Here is a 16,751-nt window from a genome sequence, read left to right as displayed (position 1 = left end):
TTGCGCGTGGGTGCGTTGCGTGGGGCACCCCGAAGCTTGATTGTGCTGACGGTCTGGGGGTGCTTGTCAAGGCGGGAAAGATGCCTTGACAAGCACCCCCAGACCGCAGGGAGGCTTCGTATCGGGGTGCGGGGGAGGGGGTGGGTGCCTCGATGGGTGGGGGCGTTGGTGCCGGTTTTAGGGCTGTGAGGGGAACCCTGGGGGAATCTGATTCCGTGAGGGTTCCCCTCACGGAATGTTAGGCGGCGCCTACGCGGCGGTCGAAGACTAGGCGTTCGGCGGCGCGCAGGCCGACGCTGATTGCGCCGGTGAGGACGCCGTCGTCGCCTAGTTCGCCTTGTACCACAGTCGTTGTGAGTGGGGTGAAGGCGCGAAGGGCTCGGTCGATTGGTTCCAGCAGCAGGTCCGCGGCCGTTCCGACGCCGCCGCCTAGGACAATTAGTTCTGGGTCGATTACTGCGGCTACCGAAGCGACTGTGTACGCGAGCCGGTCGGCTTCCTCGGACACTGCGCGTTGCGCCAATTCGTCACCCTCGCGGGCTAGGCGGAAGACTTCGCGAGCCGATCGCGCTGTGCCCAGGCCGAGTTCGCGTGCGCCGCGGACTACCGACTGTGCGGCGGTGGCTTCTTCCAGGTGTCCGCGTGCGGGCGGTTCGCTGGGTTCGTCGGCGACGTGGGTGCGGCCGTAGGGCAGGTAGCCGATTTCGCCTGCGGCACCGGTGGCACCGCGGAAAACGCGGCCGTCGACCATCAGTCCCATGCCGACGCCTGTGCCGATGGTGATGCAGCCGACCACCGAAGCTCCGCGCGCGGCACCGCTTTCCCACTCGCCGACTGCGGTCAGGTTCGCGTCGTTCTCTACCACTAGCTCCGGCCCGAGCACCTGCTCCAGGTCGTCGAGTAGCCCCGGACGGCCCCAGCCGGGCAGGTTCGGCGCGTGCCGGAAGCAGCGTTTCACCGGGTCCGCGACGCCGGGGGAGCCCAGCACGCGGACCACGATGTCGTCGTTCGTGAGACCTGCCTCGGCCACGATGTCCGCGGCCAGTTTGCCCAGTGCGGAGATCAGCGCGCTGCCGGAGCGGGCCGTGTTGCGCACGTCGCGCCGGGCGACTGTGGTGCGCCCCAGGTCGGCGACCGCGACCCGGATGTGCTCGCGGCCGATGTCCAGGCCCAGCACGTAACCCGCGGTCGGGTCCGCCTCGTAGAGCACCGCCGAGCGGCCGGTGCCGGTGGACGTGTGCCCGGTCGCGCGCGCGAGCCCGGCGGCCTCCAGTGCCAGCAGCGCCTGGCTCACTGTGGGCTTCGACAGCCCGGTGTCCTTCGCCACCTGCGGCCGCGTCGCGGGCCCGCCGCGGCGCAGCAGGTCGAGCACCGCCCGCTGGTTGATCATGCGCATCCCGGCCGGGGTGCCGACCGGTGGTGTACCCGACCCTGCCACCTGCTGAGTTTCCTTCCCGTTCGGACTTCCGTCCTGCCACGGTAACCGGATTCGCCCCGCTTTGGCAGGAAAGTTTCTTTTCTCCGGCTCGGGACGAGCAGTCTCGTCCCGACGATACGGGCTCGGCGGACGGAACCCGGGGACGGCACGCAGAGTTTGCCGTCGGCTAGTTGACGGCTCAGGCGTCCGGCAGCCAGTTGCCGTGGAAACCGGCGGGCACGCGGCCGGGAAGATGGACCGTCGCGACCGGAGCCGCTTCGATGTCCTGTGCGTCGAGCACCACCAAGTCGCTGCGGTCGTTCGGTCCGTCGTAGACGTACGTGAGCAACCAGCCGGCGCCGCCCGGACGGTCGTCTGCTGGAACGAACGCCGCCTCTCCCGGGATGTGTCCTTCCGGGAACAAATGCTCGCGCGAGGCGTTCGTGTGCAGGTCGTAGCGGCGGAGCGCGAGCGGACCCCCGGGGCTGTGCCGCCCGGTCACGTGCCCGAAGCGAGCGTCCAGCCCGGCGAGCCGGTCGTCGATGCGCGGGAACTCGCCCTCGCGGTCGTCGAGGAGATCCTCGGATACTGTGTCTGCGCGCGGGTCGATCGTCCATCGCCACAACGCGCCCTTGGGATCGGGGACACCGGGCCGGTACAGGTGCTCGTACCGCACGACGTGCACCACGATCCGGCCGTCGGCGGTGTCGTGCGCGTTGAGAGTGTGGAAGACGTAACACGGATCGACCTCGAACCAGCGCACGCCGTCCTCCGGGCGGTCTCGGCTGAGCAGGCCGAGCCGCGCGCCGTACGTGTCGCTCCACTGGAACGGCATGCCGCCATCGGACGCGTGGTCGAACACCACCGGCAGGTCGAAGAACACCGCGTGCCGCCGGGTGAGCGCGAAGTCGTGCATCATCGTCAGGCCGGGCACGTCGATCGGTTGCCGCAGCGCGAGTTCCCCGGCGGCGTCGGCGCGGTAGTAGCTCACGTGCGGGGCGGTGATGCTGCCGTAGCTGAAGAAATGCAGCTCGCCGGTTTCCGGGCAGATCTTGGGATGCGCGGTCATCGAATCGGCTAGCTTGCCGTCGAAATCGTAGACGCCGACGGTGTCGAGATCAGTGGTGATTTCGTACGGCAGCGAGGATTCCACGAGCGCGAGCGTGCGTCCCGCGTGATTGACGACGTGCGTGTTGGCGACGCTCCGCCGGAGATTCCTGGTTCCGTCGGCGTTGTAGAGCGCCGGATTCGGGATGTCGAAGCTTTCGGTGCGCACCCAGCGGTTGCGATACCAAGCGGCGCGGCCGTTTTCGAGTCTTACGCCGTGGACCATTCCGTCGCCGGTGAACCAATGCGCGCTGTCCTGTCGCGGGTTCGGTCCGTTGCGCAGGTACCAGCCGCTGAGTTCCGGCGGCAGCGCTCCGGTGACGGGCAGGTCATAGGCGGTGAGTTCGTCGTGGACCGGGGCGTAATGGCCCTTGAGGTGGAAATCGGTGGTGGTCATCGATTCACGCTTTCTGGGCGCGAGCCCGGACGATGCGCGGATAGCGGACGGTGAACGAGATCGGAACCGCGAAGCCGAGCACCTTGAGAATGATCAACCCGGCGGTGGCGTGCGGCGCGAAATGCAGCAGTACGGCTTCGGCGATTCCGGCGACCGTGAAGCTGGCCGCCCACACTGCGGTGATGACGACGTTGACCCGGCGGAACACCGCCGTCGCGGCGATTTCCGGCGGGACCATGGTTTTCGCGATCCCGAGAGTGAACGGCCGGTTCGCGGCGAGCGAGCCCCAGGCGGTCAGCGCCAGCCAAAGATCGGTGAGCGCGCCGACGTAATCCCTGAGCGGCGAGGCCGGATCGCTGAACGACCAGATCGCAAGGCCCGCGAAGAAGACGACCGCGGAGACCTCGATGAACAGCGTGTCCCAGCCCTTGCCGCGCCGGCGTTCGAGCAGCAGCAGTCCGCCCGCGAGCACCAGCCCGGTCAGTCCGGACCACCGCCAGTCGGCCTGCGTGGACACGACCGCGAAGGCGATCCACGGAAGGAAACTCTTCAGGTAGTTCATCGGTGCCCCTCGCTCACGTTCCTGTTGTGACATGTCAAAGCTAGAACGTCCGGCGTGCACATGTCAATAGTGGAAGGTAGGGTGAGTCCATGACCTTGCGACACGCGGTGCTGGGGCTGCTCGCCACCGCCCCCGGAAGCGGCTACGACCTGCTGAAACGCTTCGAAACGGCGATGTCGAGCGTCTGGACGGCCACGCAAAGCCAGCTGTACGGGGAACTGGGCAAGCTCGAGAGCGCGGACCTGATCAAGGTCTCCGCGGAGGGCCCGCGCGGCCGCAAGGAGTACGCGATCACCGACGCCGGGCGGTCGGAGCTGCGCAAGTGGCTGCTGGAGGAGAGGCCGCCGGCGGCGCGGCGGAACGAGATGCTGCTGCGGGTGTACTTCCTGGGCGAGGTCACGCCGGAGGAGGCCCGCGGATTTCTGCGCAGGCATGGTGCTTTCGCCGAGGGGCTGGTCGGCGAACTGGCGGCGATCGACGCGTCAGTGGACTGGGACGACAGCGATCCGTCGCTGTACGGCCGCCTCGCGCTGGAATGGGGCAAGCGATACGCGGCGATGGAACGCGATTGGGCGGAGTGGGCGGCGGAGACGATCCGCGCGGCCCGCGGCTGATCATGACCGGCAGCCAGGCCCGCCACTGCGGCGACGACGCCGTTTTCGCGCGCGATCTCCGGGACGAGGGCGAGCCGGAGGCCGAGTTCAATCCCGGCATCGCCGAACGGTTTCCGCGAAAGAACGTTGCCGCTGGAGTGCTCGCCCGCGACGAACACGGCCGGATCCTGTTCGTCTTCCCGACCTACAAGCCGTTCCTGGAGATCCCGGGAGGCTTGGTCGAGGACGACGAATCGCCGCTGGCGGCGTGCCGTCGAGAGGTCCGCGAAGAACTCGGCATCGACGTGCCGGTGGGGCGGCTTCTCGTGGTCGATTGGTTGCCCACGCACGGCGTCTGGCGGGACAGCCTGCAATTCATCTTCGACGGCGGTGTGCTGAGCCGCGAGCAGATCGGTGCCATCCGCCTGGCCTCGGACGAAGTAAGCCGGTTCGAATTCCTTGACCTCGAGGCCGCACAATCGCAATTGCGCCCGTCGAAGGCACGGCGAATCGCTCTGGCGCACCAAGCGTATCTGGACGGGGAGACGGTCTACGGCGAGTTCGGCCGGAGGCTCGGTAGTCCTCGCCTCCGGCCGAGTCGGGTCATCCGTCAGAAGAGCGCTTCCAGAGATTGATTCCCTCTTCGACCGCGTACTGGTCGATTTCCGCCAGCTCCTCGTCAGTGAACGAGAGATTCCCCAGCGCGGCCACGTTGTCCTCCAGTTGCGCCACGCTGCTGGCCCCGATCACCAGCGACGTCATCCGCGGATCCCGCAACGCCCAGGCCAGCGCCAGCTGCGCCAGCGTCTGTCCCCGCCGCTCGGCGATCTCGCCCAGCGCCCGGATCTTGCCGAGCTTCTCCTCGGTGATCGTGTCCGGGTTCAGCGACTTCCCTTGCGCCGCCCGGGAATCCGACGGAACCCCGGAAAGGTACTTGTTCGTCAGCAATCCCTGCGCCAGCGGCGAAAACGCGATACACCCGGCCCCGGCCTGCTCGAGGGTTCCGAGCAAATCGTCAGCCTCGGTCCAGCGATTGAACATCGAATACGACGGCTGGTGAATCAGCAACGGCGTACCCAATTCCCGCAGCAATTGCGCGGCTTCCGCGGTCCGCGCGGAGTTGTAGGACGAGATCCCGACGTACAACGCCTTGCCCGACCGAACCGCCCGGTCGAGCGCCCCGACGGTCTCCTCCAGCGGCGTCTCCGGGTCGAACCGGTGCGAGTAGAAGATGTCGACGTAGTCGAGCCCCATCCGCCCGAGCGACTGGTCGAGGCTGGCCAGCAGGTACTTCCGCGAACCCCACTCGCCGTACGGACCGGGCCACATGTCGTAGCCGGCCTTGGTCGAGACGATTAGCTCGTCGCGGTACGGCTTCAGGTCGCTCGCCAGCAGCCGGCCGAAGTTCTCCTCGGCGCTGCCGTAGGGCGGTCCGTAGTTGTTGGCCAGGTCGAAGTGCGTGATGCCCAGGTCGAAGGCCCGCCGCACGATCTCGCGCTGGACGGTGAGCGGGCGGTCGTTCCCGAAGTTGTGCCACAGCCCGAGCGAGATCGCGGGCAGCTTCAGGCCGCTGCGCCCGCAGCGGCGGTAGGGCATCGAGTCGTAACGGTGGTCTGCGGCAACGTAGTTCACCGCCCGATGCTAACGGCTGCCCGGGCGGTTCGCGGCTCGCCCGGGCAGCCGCGGTCACAGCGCGCCGAGGCCGTTCGGCGTGCCGAGCCCGGTCGGCGCGTCGTAGCCCTTGCCCGCGGTGCACAGGTAGTCGCCACCGCAGTCCCAGTGCGCGTTGCTGCCGGCAGTGACGTCGTTGAGCGCCGAAGCGTGCTGGTAGACGTACTGGGTGGACGAGAGCGCCGCTGAGTTGCCCTTGAGCGCGATCATCGCGGCGATGATCGGCGACGACGCGCTCGTCCCGCCCGCTGTACCCCAGCTGCCCTGGTCGTAGACTGCGACGCCGGTAGCCGGATCGGCGACCGCCGCGAGATCCGCATCGGTGCGGCCCCCGCAGTGCGTGTCCTTCTGCCACGCGGGTTTGGCGGTGTACGCGGAACAACCCGAACCGCTCCCGCTCCATGCCGTCTCGCTCCAGCCGCGGGCGTTGGACGCCTTCTTCAGTGACGTCCCGCCGACGGCGATGACGTTGGACAGCGTGGCCGGCCAGCTGGCTTGCCGGTATCCGCGGTCGCCGGTGGACGCGGTGACCGCGACGCCAGGATGGCTGAACGCGGCGGCGTAGGGCTCGTTGCCGCTGGTCTCGTCGCCGCCCCAGCTGTTGGACACCGCGACCGCGCCGGACGTCGTGGCGGTCTTCTCCGCGGCCGCCATCGCCGCCGTGCTGGCGTCGTCGGCTTCCACGAGTTCGATCCGGCAGTCGGGGCAGACTGCCGAAACCATGTCGAGGTCGAGCGAAATCTCCGAACTCCAGCCTTCGTCGGCTTTCGGCAGCGGGGCGGTTTCGCCGCGGCCGTTCACCTTCTTGAAGCAGCCGTTGGCGGTTGTGCATTCCGGGAGCCCGTAGGCCTTGCGATAGACGGCGAGATCAGCTTCGGCGGACGGATCGTCAAAGGCGTCCACGATGGCGACTGTCCGGCCTTTTCCGCCTGACGCGGGCAGTTTGTAAGCAGACAGGAAATCCGTGCGGGACAATCCGTCCGGAAGTGCTTTCGCCTGGGCGGATTTGAGGACGTAGCAGCCGACGTGACCAGGTTCCGGCGTGGGGCAGGCAGCGCGAGTGCCTGGCGGGGCATCCGAAGCGGAGGTCGGGCTCGTCGCGATCCCGTTCGGCGCGTTGACCAGTACTGCCTTGTCGACGGTTTCGTCCACAGTGGAACCGTTCGCGTCTTGGCCGTGCAGCTTGATCGAGAGGTAGCCCGGCTTGGCGTCGGCGGGAACGGTGAACGCGGCTCGCGCGTGTTGTGCGTCCGGACGGGTGGTGGCGGTGTCCTGCCAGGTTTTGCCTCCGTCGAAGGAGACTTGCGCGCTCGCGGCGGTGACCTTGCCGCCGTGGAAGGCGATCGTCATCGCGGCTGCGCCGGGGGAGAGGGAGTCGTGCCGGTCGGCGCCGAAGTCCGCGCTCGCCCACAGCAAACCGACCGGAGCGGACGACTTCGTAGTGGCGGAGTCGAAACCCCAGGAAATCGTGGAATGGTCGGACAACGCGGTCCGGGCATCACTGTGCCTCGCGTCCATTGTGTACACATAGCGATGCTTCCCGGGAGCCGCTTTCTGGTCGAAGACGTAACCGAGAATGCCGCCGGAGTAGATCTTCTTGCCGTCCTCGGTCAGCGTGGCGGTGCCGTCGCTCCATTGGCCGAGCGCGCCGCCGAAGTCCGCGTCCATCGCGCCGGCTTCGTGCAGAGTGTCGCCTTCGCGGCAGAGGTAGCAGGAATCGTTGTAGGTCAACGGCGCCGGCGCGATAAGCCCGGTGCGCCAGTTCAGTGCGGCGTGCTGGCCCGCGGCCGGGGTCAGGGAACGCTGCAGTTCGCCTTCGATCGAACCGTCGCCGAGGTCCGGTCGCATCAGGGCCTGGTATCCCTCACCGGCCGGGACGTTCGTGTACAGAGTGTCCGAGGCGGGTGCGTTCCGTTCGAAGTACGGCAGATCCGGCGGATACGGGTTGTCCGGACCTTCGTTCGGAATTGTCCACTGGTCCCACGCGATCAGATGTTGCGAGGGTTGATCTGTCGGATAGTTGACGTCCACCGTGTACATCTTCGACGACTCGACGGCATACGCCTGGTTCGCCGGAATATGGTCGGTTTTGGGCAGGCCGAAGAGATACCGATACGTTGGCGAGACCGATCGAGCGGAAACTGAGAAGGCGAGCTTCCCCGTAATAGCCTTGCCCGCGCTGCCTACGTAAAGCGGGACATTGCCGAGCGCGCCGATGTTCAGTGCGGAGACCTTCGCGCTGCTGCCGCGCTCCCAGCCGACGGTGATCGCGTCGGGAGTGCTCGGCCGCGGGGTGGCGAGGGTGACCCGCTGCGCTTTGCGGCCGTCGAGCGAGACCTCGGACCCGGTGCTCGGCACGGTGACCTCGGTCTGGCTGAGCAACTCGGTGTCGGTCGCGTTGCCGTCGGCGTCGGTGTTGAAGACGGCGACCGCGACGCCGTAATGACCGGTTGGCAGCTGGATCTTGGCCTCTCCGCCGAGCAGCAGTCCGTCCCAAGCGGCGCGGGCTGGATCGTCGGCGTTGACCACGAGGATCTCGGCTGCGGCGACCGGTTTGCCCGCGTGGTCGAGCGCTTTCACGTCCAGCAGGCCTTGCGGGTAGTGCGGCTGCGCGGCGGCAGCCGGGGTTTGGCCTAGGCGGTAGCCGTCCAAAGAGGACAGATGGCGCAGCTGCTCGGCGGGGACGACGGTGTGCTGTCCGTTCACCGTCGAGGTGAACGCCAGCGGCGAATGTCCGGCAGCGGGCAGAAAATGCGGGACGCCGTCGTGGACGAGCACGTGATCGCCGCTGGGCAGGGCGTAGGTGTGGTCTCTGGTACTCGATGGCGGCGGGGCGGCGGTGGGCGCCGGGGCGGTGGGCGGGGAGGCGACGGCGAACGCCAGCGAGGCAGCCGTCAGAGAGATGACGAAACGCAAGTCCGACTCCGTTTCGGGGCAAGGGACGGGACTCTCTGCGGCGTGCTCCCAGCTTTCTGGCCAGGGGAGGTCTTGTCAACCCATACATCGGATGACTATTCGCCTTATAAGGGACAATCTCGGCAGGGGCGGATTCTTCATGGATATAGATCCGATGTCAGGTCAGCGGTAGCCGACTTGCCGGTCCCGCCCAGTACAGTGCAGGTGAGCGATCGCTTAGGAGGCCGTGTGGGTACCGGGTTTTTCTCGTCCGTCGACGATGTGTCGGCGCAGCTGGCCGAGGCCGGGTACCTCGCGTCGACCGCGGTCGCGACCACGGTGTTCCTCGCCGACCGGCTCGGGAAGCCGCTGCTCGTCGAGGGGCCGGCCGGGGTCGGCAAGACCGCGCTGGCGACGGCGGTCGCCGAGGTCACCGGCTCGCGGCTGGTGCGGTTGCAGTGCTACGAGGGCATCGACGAGGCCCGCGCGCTGTACGAATGGAACCACGCGAAGCAGTTGCTGCGGATCACCGCGGGCCGCGACGAGACGTGGGACGAGGCGCGCACCGACATTTTCGGCGAGGAGTTCCTGCTGCGCCGCCCGCTGCTCACGGCGATTTCCGGCACTGAGCCGACCGTGCTGCTGATCGACGAAACGGACAAGGCCGACGTCGAGATCGAGGGCCTGCTGCTGGAGGTGCTCGGCGATTTCCAGGTGACCGTGCCCGAACTCGGCACGATCACCGCGACACAGCAGCCGTTCGTGGTGCTGACGTCGAACGCGACGCGCGAGCTGTCCGAGGCGCTGCGGCGGCGGTGCTTGTTCCTGCACATCGATTTCCCGGACGAGGACCTCGAACGCGAGATCGTCCGGCTGAAGGTGCCCGGCATCGAGGCCGCGCTGGCCGACTCGGTGGTGCGCGTGATCGCCGCGCTGCGGGCGATGGACCTGAGGAAACTGCCGTCGGTGGCGGAGACCGTCGACTGGGCGCGCACGCTGCTGGAGCTGGGCGCGGGCGCGCTCGACGAGCGCGTCGTGCGCGAAAGCCTCGGCGTCGTGCTGAAGCATCAGGACGACATCGCGAAGGCCGGGGCCGGGCTGAGTCTCGACCAGGTGCTGGACGCGTCATGACCGCCGCGCCGGGCTTGACCGGACGGCTCGCCGAGTTCGTGCGGGCCTTGCGGGCGCAAGGCATCCCGGCCGGTCCGGGCGAGACGGCCGACGCGGCGGCCGCGCTGGAGGTGCTCGGCCTGGACGACCGCGAACTGGTCCGCGAAGGGCTCGCCGCCGCGCTGGTCCGCCGGGGCGGGCAGCGGTCGGTGTTCGACGCCGCCTTCGACCTGTACTTCCCGGCCGGCGTCGGCGCACCGGAGCTGGCCCGCGAAAACCCGCCGCAGGACCGGGCGGAACTGCGGGAAGCGCTCGCCGCCGCCCTGGCCGAGGGCGACGACCAGGCGCTGGACCAGCTCGCCGGAATCGCGGTGGACCTGCTTGGCCAATACGGCGTCGGAACCGGCCCGGGCGGCGGGTACTCCGCGCACCAGACGCTGGACCGTCTGCAACCGCAGACGCTCATCGCCCAGGTGCTCGCCGCGATGCGCGCCGCCGGCACCCCGGACGAGTTCACCGACCGGCTCACCCGCGACGAAATCCGCCGCCGCGTCGAGGGATTCCGCGGCCGGGTGCGTACCGAAGCGCGCCGCCGAGCCGCGGAACTGCGGGGCCGGGAACGGATCGCCAAACACGCGATCGCCCCTGCCGCGGATCGCGTCGACTTCCTCATCGCCAGCCGCACGCAATTGGCCGAACTGCGGCGCACCGTCCAGCCGCTGTCCCGCAAACTCGCCACCAGGCTTGCCGCGCGCCGCAAACGCACCACTCGCGGCCAGATCGACTTGCGCCGAACGCTGCGTCGTTCACTCTCCACCGGCGGCGTGCCCTTGCGCCCAGCCTACCGGCACCGGCGTCCCGGCCGCCCGGAAATCATCCTCCTGTGCGACCTTTCCGGTTCGGTGGCGGGTTTCGCGAACTTCACGATGCTGCTGGTGCAAGCGTTGCGGGACCAGTTCAGCAAAATCCGCGTTTTCGGTTTCGTAGACAGCACCGACGAGGTAACGCACCTCGTCGACACCGGCGCCGCCGATCCGGAACAACTGGGCGCACGAATGCTCAGCGAGGCCGCGGTAGTCCGCTGGGACGGCCACAGCGATTACGGCCGCGCGCTGGGCCAGTTCACCGCGCACTGGCTGGATGCAGTCGGCCCGCGAACGTCAGTCCTCATCCTGGGCGACGCCAGGACGAACGGCGGCGACCCGAACCTCGGCGCCGTCCGCGCGATCCGCTCCCGCGCGCGGCACGTCCACTGGCTGAACCCCGAACGCCGATCCCTGTGGGGGACCGGCGATTCGGCCGCGCCGGAGTACGCGGAGCTGGTGGAGATGCACGAATGCCGGACCGCGCAACAGCTGGGCGTGCTCGTCACGCGTCTTCTGCCGACCTGAGCCAGTCGTCGATCTCTTTGCGCAGCAACACTTTGGTCTCTTCAGGCGCGAACGACGCAGTCACCGCGTTGCCTGCCAGCTTGGCTAATGTCGTGTCGTCGTAACCGAAAACCTCACGCGCACGGGTGAATTCGTCGGTGATCGTGGTGCCCGTGACGTCGGGGACATCCGTGTTGAGCGTGACCCTGAGCCCCGCCTCGACCAGCTGGGGCAGCGGGTGTTCCGCGAGCGTCGGAACCAACCCGAGCGCGACGTTCGACGAAGGACACACCTCAAGCGCGATCCCGCGCTGCGCGGTTTGCGCGGTCAGATCCGGGTCCTCCAGGATGCGGATTCCGTGCCCGATACGCTCAGCGCCGCCGATTTCGAGCGCCTCCCGGATGCTGTCCGGCCCAGCGTCCTCGCCCGCGTGGTGAATGAGGTGCAGCCCCGCTTCCCGCGCGCGGTCGAACACTTTCTCGAACGGAGCGAGCGAGTGCTTCTCCTCGCCGGCCATCCCGATCCCGATGATCTCCTCGTGCCGCTTGGCCAGTTCGAGCGTCTTCTCCGCGCGCTCGACCGACCGCCGCCGCGAGTGGTCGAGGATCAGCCGCCATTGCAGCCCGTGCTCGTTCCCGCCTTCCCTCAGTCCTTTGAGGACTGCGTGGAGAGGCAGTTCGAGATCCCCGACCCGTTCCCCGTGCGAGGCAGCAGTGAACGTGACCTCGACGTACCGCGTCCCCTGAGCGGCTTCGTCCGCACAGAACTCGCGCGCGATCCGCTCGAAGTCTTCGGCTTGGCGGAGACACGACCGAGTGAGACTGTTGCGATCGGCGAACGCCCGGAACCCCTCGAACGCTTCGGGCTTCTCTGGCAGCTGGATGCCGTGGACAGCCGCGAGGTCCTCGAGCGTGCCGGGACGGATGGTGCTCTCGAGGTGGACGTGGAGGTGCACCTTGGGGAGAGTCGAAAGATCGCGCACGCGTGGATGATGCCCGCCGCGCGCGCCACCTGTCATCTAGGTTTCGCCGGGAACCCGCGACGGCCGGGTGACGTTGGGGTAGGTGACGGAGGTTTCCGCAGGGGAAGGGACTTTGTGCGATGGCTTTGATGAAGAAACTCACCGTACTGGCCGGTGCCGCGAGCGCGGTGTCGTACGTGCGGAAGAACCCGCAGAAGGTCAACGAAGCCGTAGGCAAGGCCGCGCGTTTCGTGGACGAGAAGACCAACGGGCGGTATCACTCGCAGATCTCGGGCGCGGTGCGGAAGGTCGCGGACACGACTCGTCCTCGGACGGCTGAGTGAGGCTGGTTTCGGCTGGGGGCTGACTGGGGTTTGGCTGGAGGCTGTCTGGGGGAGTAGGCAGCGGGCCTGCGGGCTTGGGTGCGTGACCGGGGCTCGCGGTCCGGAGCATGCTGCGTCGGCTTCGGGGCGGGATGCGTGATCGGGTGCGTGGTTGATCGGCTGCGGGCGGGAGGCGCGATCGGGTGCGGGGCTGGTCGGCTGCGGGGCAGGGAGTGCAGGGCGCAGCCAGTTGCGGCTCGTCTTGGCCGATCATCTTCCGTGTCGTCGGGTCGGCGCAGTTCCGACGCAACTGCGCGCCTCGGTTGGTCTGCCTGGCCCGGCTGCCCTGACCAACTCGAAGGGCCGCCGAGCTTTGGTTGGGTGTTCCGTCCAGTTCGAAGGCCTGCTGAGCTTTGGCTGGCTGTTCCGCCCAGCTCGTTTTGCCGCTCGGCGTCGGCTTCCGGCACCAAAACCAAGCCGCTCACTCTGCGTTGGCTCCAGCTGCCGTGCGCGACTCGGCTCGGCTAGTGTCCCCGGCCAAGCAACCAGCCCCAACTCCGCCTAGCCTCACCCCTCGGCAGCCTCACTCCTCGGCCAGCGTCGCCAGCACTCCCTCCCCGTATTTGGCCAGCTTGCTCTCGCCCACCCCGCTCACCGTGCCCAGGGCGTCGAGCGTCGTCGGCATCAGCGCGGCGATTTGGCGCAGCGTGGCGTCATGGAAGATCACGTACGCCGGGACGCCTTGTTCCTTCGCGGTAGCCCCGCGCCAGGCGCGCAGGCGCTCGAAAATCGGTGCCGCTTCCGGGGGCATGTCGACCGGAGCGGCCGCTGGCGTGCGGCGGGACGTTCGCGGGGCGCGCGCCGGGCGTTCGGGTTCGCGGCGCAGTTGTACTTCTTGGGAGCCGTTCAGGACCGCGGTCGAACCTTCGGTCAGCACCAGCGACCCGTAATCTCCTTCCACCGCAAGCAGGTTGCGCGCCAGCAGCTGCCGCACTACCGCGCGCCACTCCGGTTCGCGCAGTTCGGTGCCGATGCCGAAGACCTTCAGCGTGTCGTGCTGGAACTGGGTGACCTTCGGGGTCGTCTTGCCCAGCAGGATGTCGATGATCTGGCCGGCGCCGAACTTCTGCCGCCGTTCGTTGCGCAGACGGACCACTGTGGACAGCAGTTTCTGTGCGGGAATTGTGCCGTCCCAGCGTTCCGGCGGGGTCAGGCAGGTGTCGCAGTTCCCGCACGGCTGGCCGGACTGCCCGAAGTACGCGAGGATCTGCGTGCGCCGGCATTCGACTGTCTCGCACAGCGCCAGCATCGCGTTCAGGTGCTGGCCCTGAAGGCGACGGTGCATCTCGTCGCCCTCGGAGTTGTCGATCATTTTGCGTTGCTGCACCACGTCTTGCAGCCCGTAGGCGAGCCAGGCGGTGGACGGCTGCCCGTCGCGGCCCGCGCGGCCGGTTTCCTGGTAGTAGCCTTCCACGGACTTCGGCAGGTCCAGGTGCGCGACAAACCGGACGTCCGGTTTGTCGATGCCCATGCCGAACGCAATCGTGGCGACCACCACGAGCCCTTCCTCGCGCAGGAACCTCGATTGGTTCGCCGCGCGGGTCGACTTGTCGAGCCCGGCGTGGTACGGCAGCGCCGGGATTCCGTTCTGCACCAGGAAATTCGCCGTCTTCTCGACCGACGCGCGGGACAGGCAGTAGACGATTCCGGCGTCGCCCTGGTGTTCGGTGCGCAGGAGGTCGAGCAGCTGCTTCTGCGGCGAGTTCTTCGGCACGATCCGGTACTGGATGTTCGGCCGGTCGAAGCTCGCGACGAAATGCTTCGCGTCGTCCAGGCCGAGCCGCTGCGAGATTTCCTTGTGCGTGGCCTCGGTCGCGGTGGCGGTGAGCGCGATCCGGGGCACGTCCGGCCAGCGTTCGTGCAGCGACGACAGCATCAGGTAGTCGGGCCGGAAATCGTGGCCCCACTGGGAGACGCAGTGCGCCTCGTCGATCGCGAACAGCGCGATCTTGCCGCGGTCGAGCAGGCGCACGGTGGATTCGACCGACAGCCGTTCGGGCGCGAGGTAGAGCAGGTCCAGTTCTCCCGCGACGAACGCGTCCTCGACCTCCTGCCGCTGCGCGAAATCCTGAGTGGAGTTGAGGAATCCGGCGCGCACGCCGACGTTGCGCAGCGCGTCGACTTGGTCCTGCATCAGCGCGATCAGCGGCGAGATCACCACGCCGACGCCCGGGCGCACCAGCGCCGGGATCTGGTAGCACAGCGATTTCCCGCCGCCGGTGGGCATGAGCACCAGCGCGTCGCCGCCGGAGATCACGTGCTCGACGATCTCCGCCTGGTCGCCGCGGAACGCGTCGTAGCCGAAGACGCGCTGCAAGGTCTCGAGAGCGGGGGAACGGGTGGCCTGCTCGGCCAGATCGGGGTGCACCACGCGGCCGATTCTAGGGCGGCGGGCCGTCCGGACGAGCCTGCCCCGCCGGGTTCGGCGCGAGAGTCCCCCTCGCACCGGCCGTTTTCCGGCGCTGCGGCGGGTCCGGTCGCACAGGGTGAACAGCATGACGACTGGTGGCAGCCGGGATGACGGGACCCTTCACTCGACCCTCGTGACAGACGGCGCCGAGCGGGCCGTCCCACTGCCGTTCGCCTGCGGTCCGGAGGCGCACAATGGGATCCGTGGCTTTTCCGATCAATGACCTGACCGGGTACTTCTCCGGCGAATGGCAGCTCGCGCGCGAAATCGTCGACGTCGACGGGGCGGCGATGGGCGAAGCGAGCGGCCGCGCGACGTTCGCCTCCGACGACGGGGTGCTCGTCTACCGCGAGTCGGGAGAGCTGCGGCTCGGAGCGCATCGCGGACCGTTTGTCCGGACGCTGCACTACCGGCCGTCCGGAGGCTCCCGCGCCGCGGTGCACTTCGACCACGGCGGGTTCTTCCACGACTTGGACCTGGCGACCGGGGAGTGGACGGCCGATCACCCGTGTGCCGCCGACTGGTATCGGGGTGCGTACCGCGTGCTCGACGATCGCCGGTGGGAACAGGAATGGGTCGTGACCGGGCCGGCCAAGGACCACGTGATCACGAGCCGGTTCACGCGGATGGACACGTAACCGTCGATCGGATTCCGCACTGTCTCGCTCGGGATCCAGCGGATATCGAAGCGAATGTCTCGGGTGGACTACTTGCGCCGGTTGCGCAGAATCACCAGCAGCACCACGATCGCCGAGACCGCGCAGGCGGCGGTGATCACCATGCCCGCCCAGGCGGGAATCGCGACACCGGCGATGTTGTCGAAGCCGGGCAGGGCGCGGGGCGCGGTGATCGCCACAGGGCCCTCCGTTCGCGTCGTCGGCGTGCAGATCGCTTTCGCGCCGGATTTTACCCGACGCCGGACGATGCTGTCAGGTCCGAAGTGGACAGTCCCGGTCACCGCGGGTGATGGGCGGATTTTCTCGTGCTGAAGCCGGTTCGGCCGGTGCGAACGGACCCCTCGCACCGCTGGAGTCACGATGCTGGGCAGCGGCGGATCTTCGAGGCATGATCGAGGCAAGCGCACGACGACGGAGGAGGAGCGCGAGATGAATGTGGCCGATCTGCTCGTGGACGGATTCGGCCGGGTGCGGGAAGTGGTGCACCAGGCAGTCGATGGGCTGACCGCGGAGCAGCTGGCGGCGCGACCCGGTCCGGAGGCCAACTCGATCGGCTGGCTGGTCTGGCATCTGGCGAGGGTGCAAGACGACCACGTCGCCGGCGTCGCGGACACCGACCAGCTCTGGACGGCGCAGGACTGGCGCGAGAAATTCGACCTGCCGTTCCCGGCTGGCGACATCGGCTACGGACACAGCAGCGAGGACGTGGCCCAGGTGCGGCCGGAGTCGCCGGACTTGCTCACCGGCTACTACGACGCCGTGCACGAGCACACGGTTTCCTGGGTGGCCGGCCTGGACGGGGCGGTACTGGACCGCGTGGTCGACGAAGCCTGGGACCCGCCGGTGACCCTGGGAGTGCGGCTGGTCAGCGTTTTGTCGGATGACCTGCAGCATGCCGGACAGGCCGCGTATGTGAGGGGGTTGCTGCTGGGATGACCCGAGCCGGAGTGGCTGACGTGCTGGGCGAGTGACCGGTCACGCCCGGACGTCGGCGTTGGCTGCGGATGGCGGGTTGCCGAGCTGTCGTCGGCAGGTGGGGCGGTGCGTTGCGACGCCGGGTTGACGAAGCTGGCGCCGTCTCGCATGGTGCCCTTCCGTGCAGCCGTGCAGCCGTGCAGCCGTGCAGCCGTGCAGCCGTGCAGCCGTGCAGCCGTGCAGCCGTGCAGCCGTGCAGCCGTGCAGCCGTGCAGCCGTGCAG

At 68.3% G+C, this 16,751-nt stretch carries 15 protein-coding genes; 7 read left to right on the top strand and 8 right to left on the bottom strand.

Going from position 1 to position 16,751, the window contains the following annotated elements:
• Positions 1–238: 238 nt before the first annotated feature.
• The 3 genes from ACZ7OI_RS18840 to ACZ7OI_RS18830 form a co-directional block, all read right to left on the bottom strand.
• Positions 239–1,396: an ROK family transcriptional regulator gene (locus ACZ7OI_RS18840; protein WP_470265984.1), complete on the bottom strand. Its 1,158-nt coding sequence runs from the start codon at positions 1,394–1,396 to the stop codon at positions 239–241.
• 220 nt (positions 1,397–1,616) lie between these two features.
• Entirely contained in the window at positions 1,617–2,921 is a 1,305-nt protein-coding gene (locus tag ACZ7OI_RS18835) for a carotenoid oxygenase family protein (protein WP_470265481.1), read from the bottom strand.
• A gap of 4 nt (positions 2,922–2,925) precedes the next feature.
• The gene (locus tag ACZ7OI_RS18830; protein WP_470265480.1) at positions 2,926–3,483 is read right to left on the bottom strand and encodes a hypothetical protein; all 558 of its coding nucleotides are present in this window, start codon (positions 3,481–3,483) and stop codon (positions 2,926–2,928) included.
• Positions 3,484–3,572: 89 nt separating this feature from the next.
• Between ACZ7OI_RS18830 and ACZ7OI_RS18825 the strand changes: the two genes are divergently transcribed.
• On the top strand, positions 3,573–4,097 hold the full coding sequence (locus ACZ7OI_RS18825; protein WP_470265479.1) for a PadR family transcriptional regulator: 525 nt from the start codon (positions 3,573–3,575) through the stop codon (positions 4,095–4,097).
• Complete coding sequence (locus ACZ7OI_RS18820) at positions 4,061–4,711, top strand: NUDIX domain-containing protein (protein ID WP_470265983.1); 651 nt, start codon at positions 4,061–4,063, stop codon at positions 4,709–4,711. The genes ACZ7OI_RS18825 and ACZ7OI_RS18820 overlap by 37 nt, the downstream gene beginning before the upstream one ends.
• Here the strand turns inward: ACZ7OI_RS18820 and mgrA are convergent.
• Complete coding sequence (gene mgrA / locus ACZ7OI_RS18815; RefSeq protein ID WP_470265982.1) at positions 4,680–5,672, bottom strand: L-glyceraldehyde 3-phosphate reductase; 993 nt, start codon at positions 5,670–5,672, stop codon at positions 4,680–4,682. The genes ACZ7OI_RS18820 and mgrA overlap by 32 nt on opposite strands.
• Before the next feature lie 90 nt (positions 5,673–5,762).
• Positions 5,763–8,663, bottom strand: coding sequence for a S53 family peptidase (locus tag ACZ7OI_RS18810; RefSeq protein WP_470265478.1), 2,901 nt, complete (start codon positions 8,661–8,663; stop codon positions 5,763–5,765).
• 228 nt (positions 8,664–8,891) lie between these two features.
• Here ACZ7OI_RS18810 and ACZ7OI_RS18805 point away from each other — a divergent pair, with 228 nt between their 5' ends.
• Both ACZ7OI_RS18805 and ACZ7OI_RS18800 read left to right on the top strand, forming a co-directional pair.
• The gene (locus ACZ7OI_RS18805) at positions 8,892–9,773 is read left to right on the top strand and encodes an AAA family ATPase (RefSeq protein WP_116203827.1); all 882 of its coding nucleotides are present in this window, start codon (positions 8,892–8,894) and stop codon (positions 9,771–9,773) included.
• Complete coding sequence (locus tag ACZ7OI_RS18800) at positions 9,770–11,143, top strand: vWA domain-containing protein (protein WP_470265477.1); 1,374 nt, start codon at positions 9,770–9,772, stop codon at positions 11,141–11,143. Before ACZ7OI_RS18805 ends, ACZ7OI_RS18800 begins: the two co-directional genes overlap by 4 nt.
• On the opposite strand, the gene add is transcribed toward ACZ7OI_RS18800, so the two are convergent.
• Entirely contained in the window at positions 11,121–12,104 is a 984-nt protein-coding gene (gene add / locus ACZ7OI_RS18795; protein ID WP_470265476.1) for an adenosine deaminase, read from the bottom strand. The genes ACZ7OI_RS18800 and add overlap by 23 nt on opposite strands.
• A gap of 119 nt (positions 12,105–12,223) precedes the next feature.
• Here add and ACZ7OI_RS18790 point away from each other — a divergent pair, with 119 nt between their 5' ends.
• Positions 12,224–12,427, top strand: a complete 204-nt coding sequence (locus tag ACZ7OI_RS18790; RefSeq protein ID WP_378406111.1) for an antitoxin — start codon at positions 12,224–12,226, stop codon at positions 12,425–12,427.
• Between the two features lie 562 nt (positions 12,428–12,989).
• On the opposite strand, the gene recQ is transcribed toward ACZ7OI_RS18790, so the two are convergent.
• Complete coding sequence (gene recQ / locus ACZ7OI_RS18785; RefSeq protein WP_470265475.1) at positions 12,990–14,837, bottom strand: DNA helicase RecQ; 1,848 nt, start codon at positions 14,835–14,837, stop codon at positions 12,990–12,992.
• 242 nt (positions 14,838–15,079) lie between these two features.
• Here recQ and ACZ7OI_RS18780 point away from each other — a divergent pair, with 242 nt between their 5' ends.
• Complete coding sequence (locus tag ACZ7OI_RS18780; RefSeq protein ID WP_470265474.1) at positions 15,080–15,514, top strand: DUF6314 family protein; 435 nt, start codon at positions 15,080–15,082, stop codon at positions 15,512–15,514.
• Positions 15,515–15,582: 68 nt separating this feature from the next.
• Here ACZ7OI_RS18780 and ACZ7OI_RS18775 read toward each other — a convergent pair whose 3' ends face one another.
• Positions 15,583–15,732, bottom strand: a complete 150-nt coding sequence (locus ACZ7OI_RS18775) for a hypothetical protein (RefSeq protein ID WP_470265473.1) — start codon at positions 15,730–15,732, stop codon at positions 15,583–15,585.
• A gap of 250 nt (positions 15,733–15,982) precedes the next feature.
• On the opposite strand from ACZ7OI_RS18775, the gene ACZ7OI_RS18770 reads away from it, so the two are divergent.
• Positions 15,983–16,489: a mycothiol transferase gene (locus ACZ7OI_RS18770; protein WP_470265472.1), complete on the top strand. Its 507-nt coding sequence runs from the start codon at positions 15,983–15,985 to the stop codon at positions 16,487–16,489.
• Positions 16,490–16,751 lie beyond the last annotated feature (262 nt).

It is taken from the genome of Amycolatopsis sp. NPDC114503 (assembly GCF_055633655.1).
This window is presented reverse-complemented; position numbering and strand designations above follow the sequence as displayed.

Bases quoted from the DNA above. Each gene is read 5' to 3' on its own strand.
- ACZ7OI_RS18840 (WP_470265984.1), bottom strand. From the start codon at position 1,396: ATGCGCATGATCAACCAGCGGGCGGTGCTCGACCTGCTGCGCCGCGGC.
- ACZ7OI_RS18835 (WP_470265481.1), bottom strand. From the start codon at position 2,921: ATGACCACCACCGATTTCCACCTCAAGGGCCATTACGCCCCGGTCCAC.
- ACZ7OI_RS18830 (WP_470265480.1), bottom strand. From the start codon at position 3,483: ATGAACTACCTGAAGAGTTTCCTTCCGTGGATCGCCTTCGCGGTCGTG.
- ACZ7OI_RS18825 (WP_470265479.1), top strand. From the start codon at position 3,573: ATGACCTTGCGACACGCGGTGCTGGGGCTGCTCGCCACCGCCCCCGGA.
- mgrA (WP_470265982.1), bottom strand. From the start codon at position 5,672: ATGCCCTACCGCCGCTGCGGGCGCAGCGGCCTGAAGCTGCCCGCGATC.
- ACZ7OI_RS18800 (WP_470265477.1), top strand. From the start codon at position 9,770: ATGACCGCCGCGCCGGGCTTGACCGGACGGCTCGCCGAGTTCGTGCGG.
- ACZ7OI_RS18790 (WP_378406111.1), top strand. From the start codon at position 12,224: ATGGCTTTGATGAAGAAACTCACCGTACTGGCCGGTGCCGCGAGCGCG.
- ACZ7OI_RS18770 (WP_470265472.1), top strand. From the start codon at position 15,983: ATGAATGTGGCCGATCTGCTCGTGGACGGATTCGGCCGGGTGCGGGAA.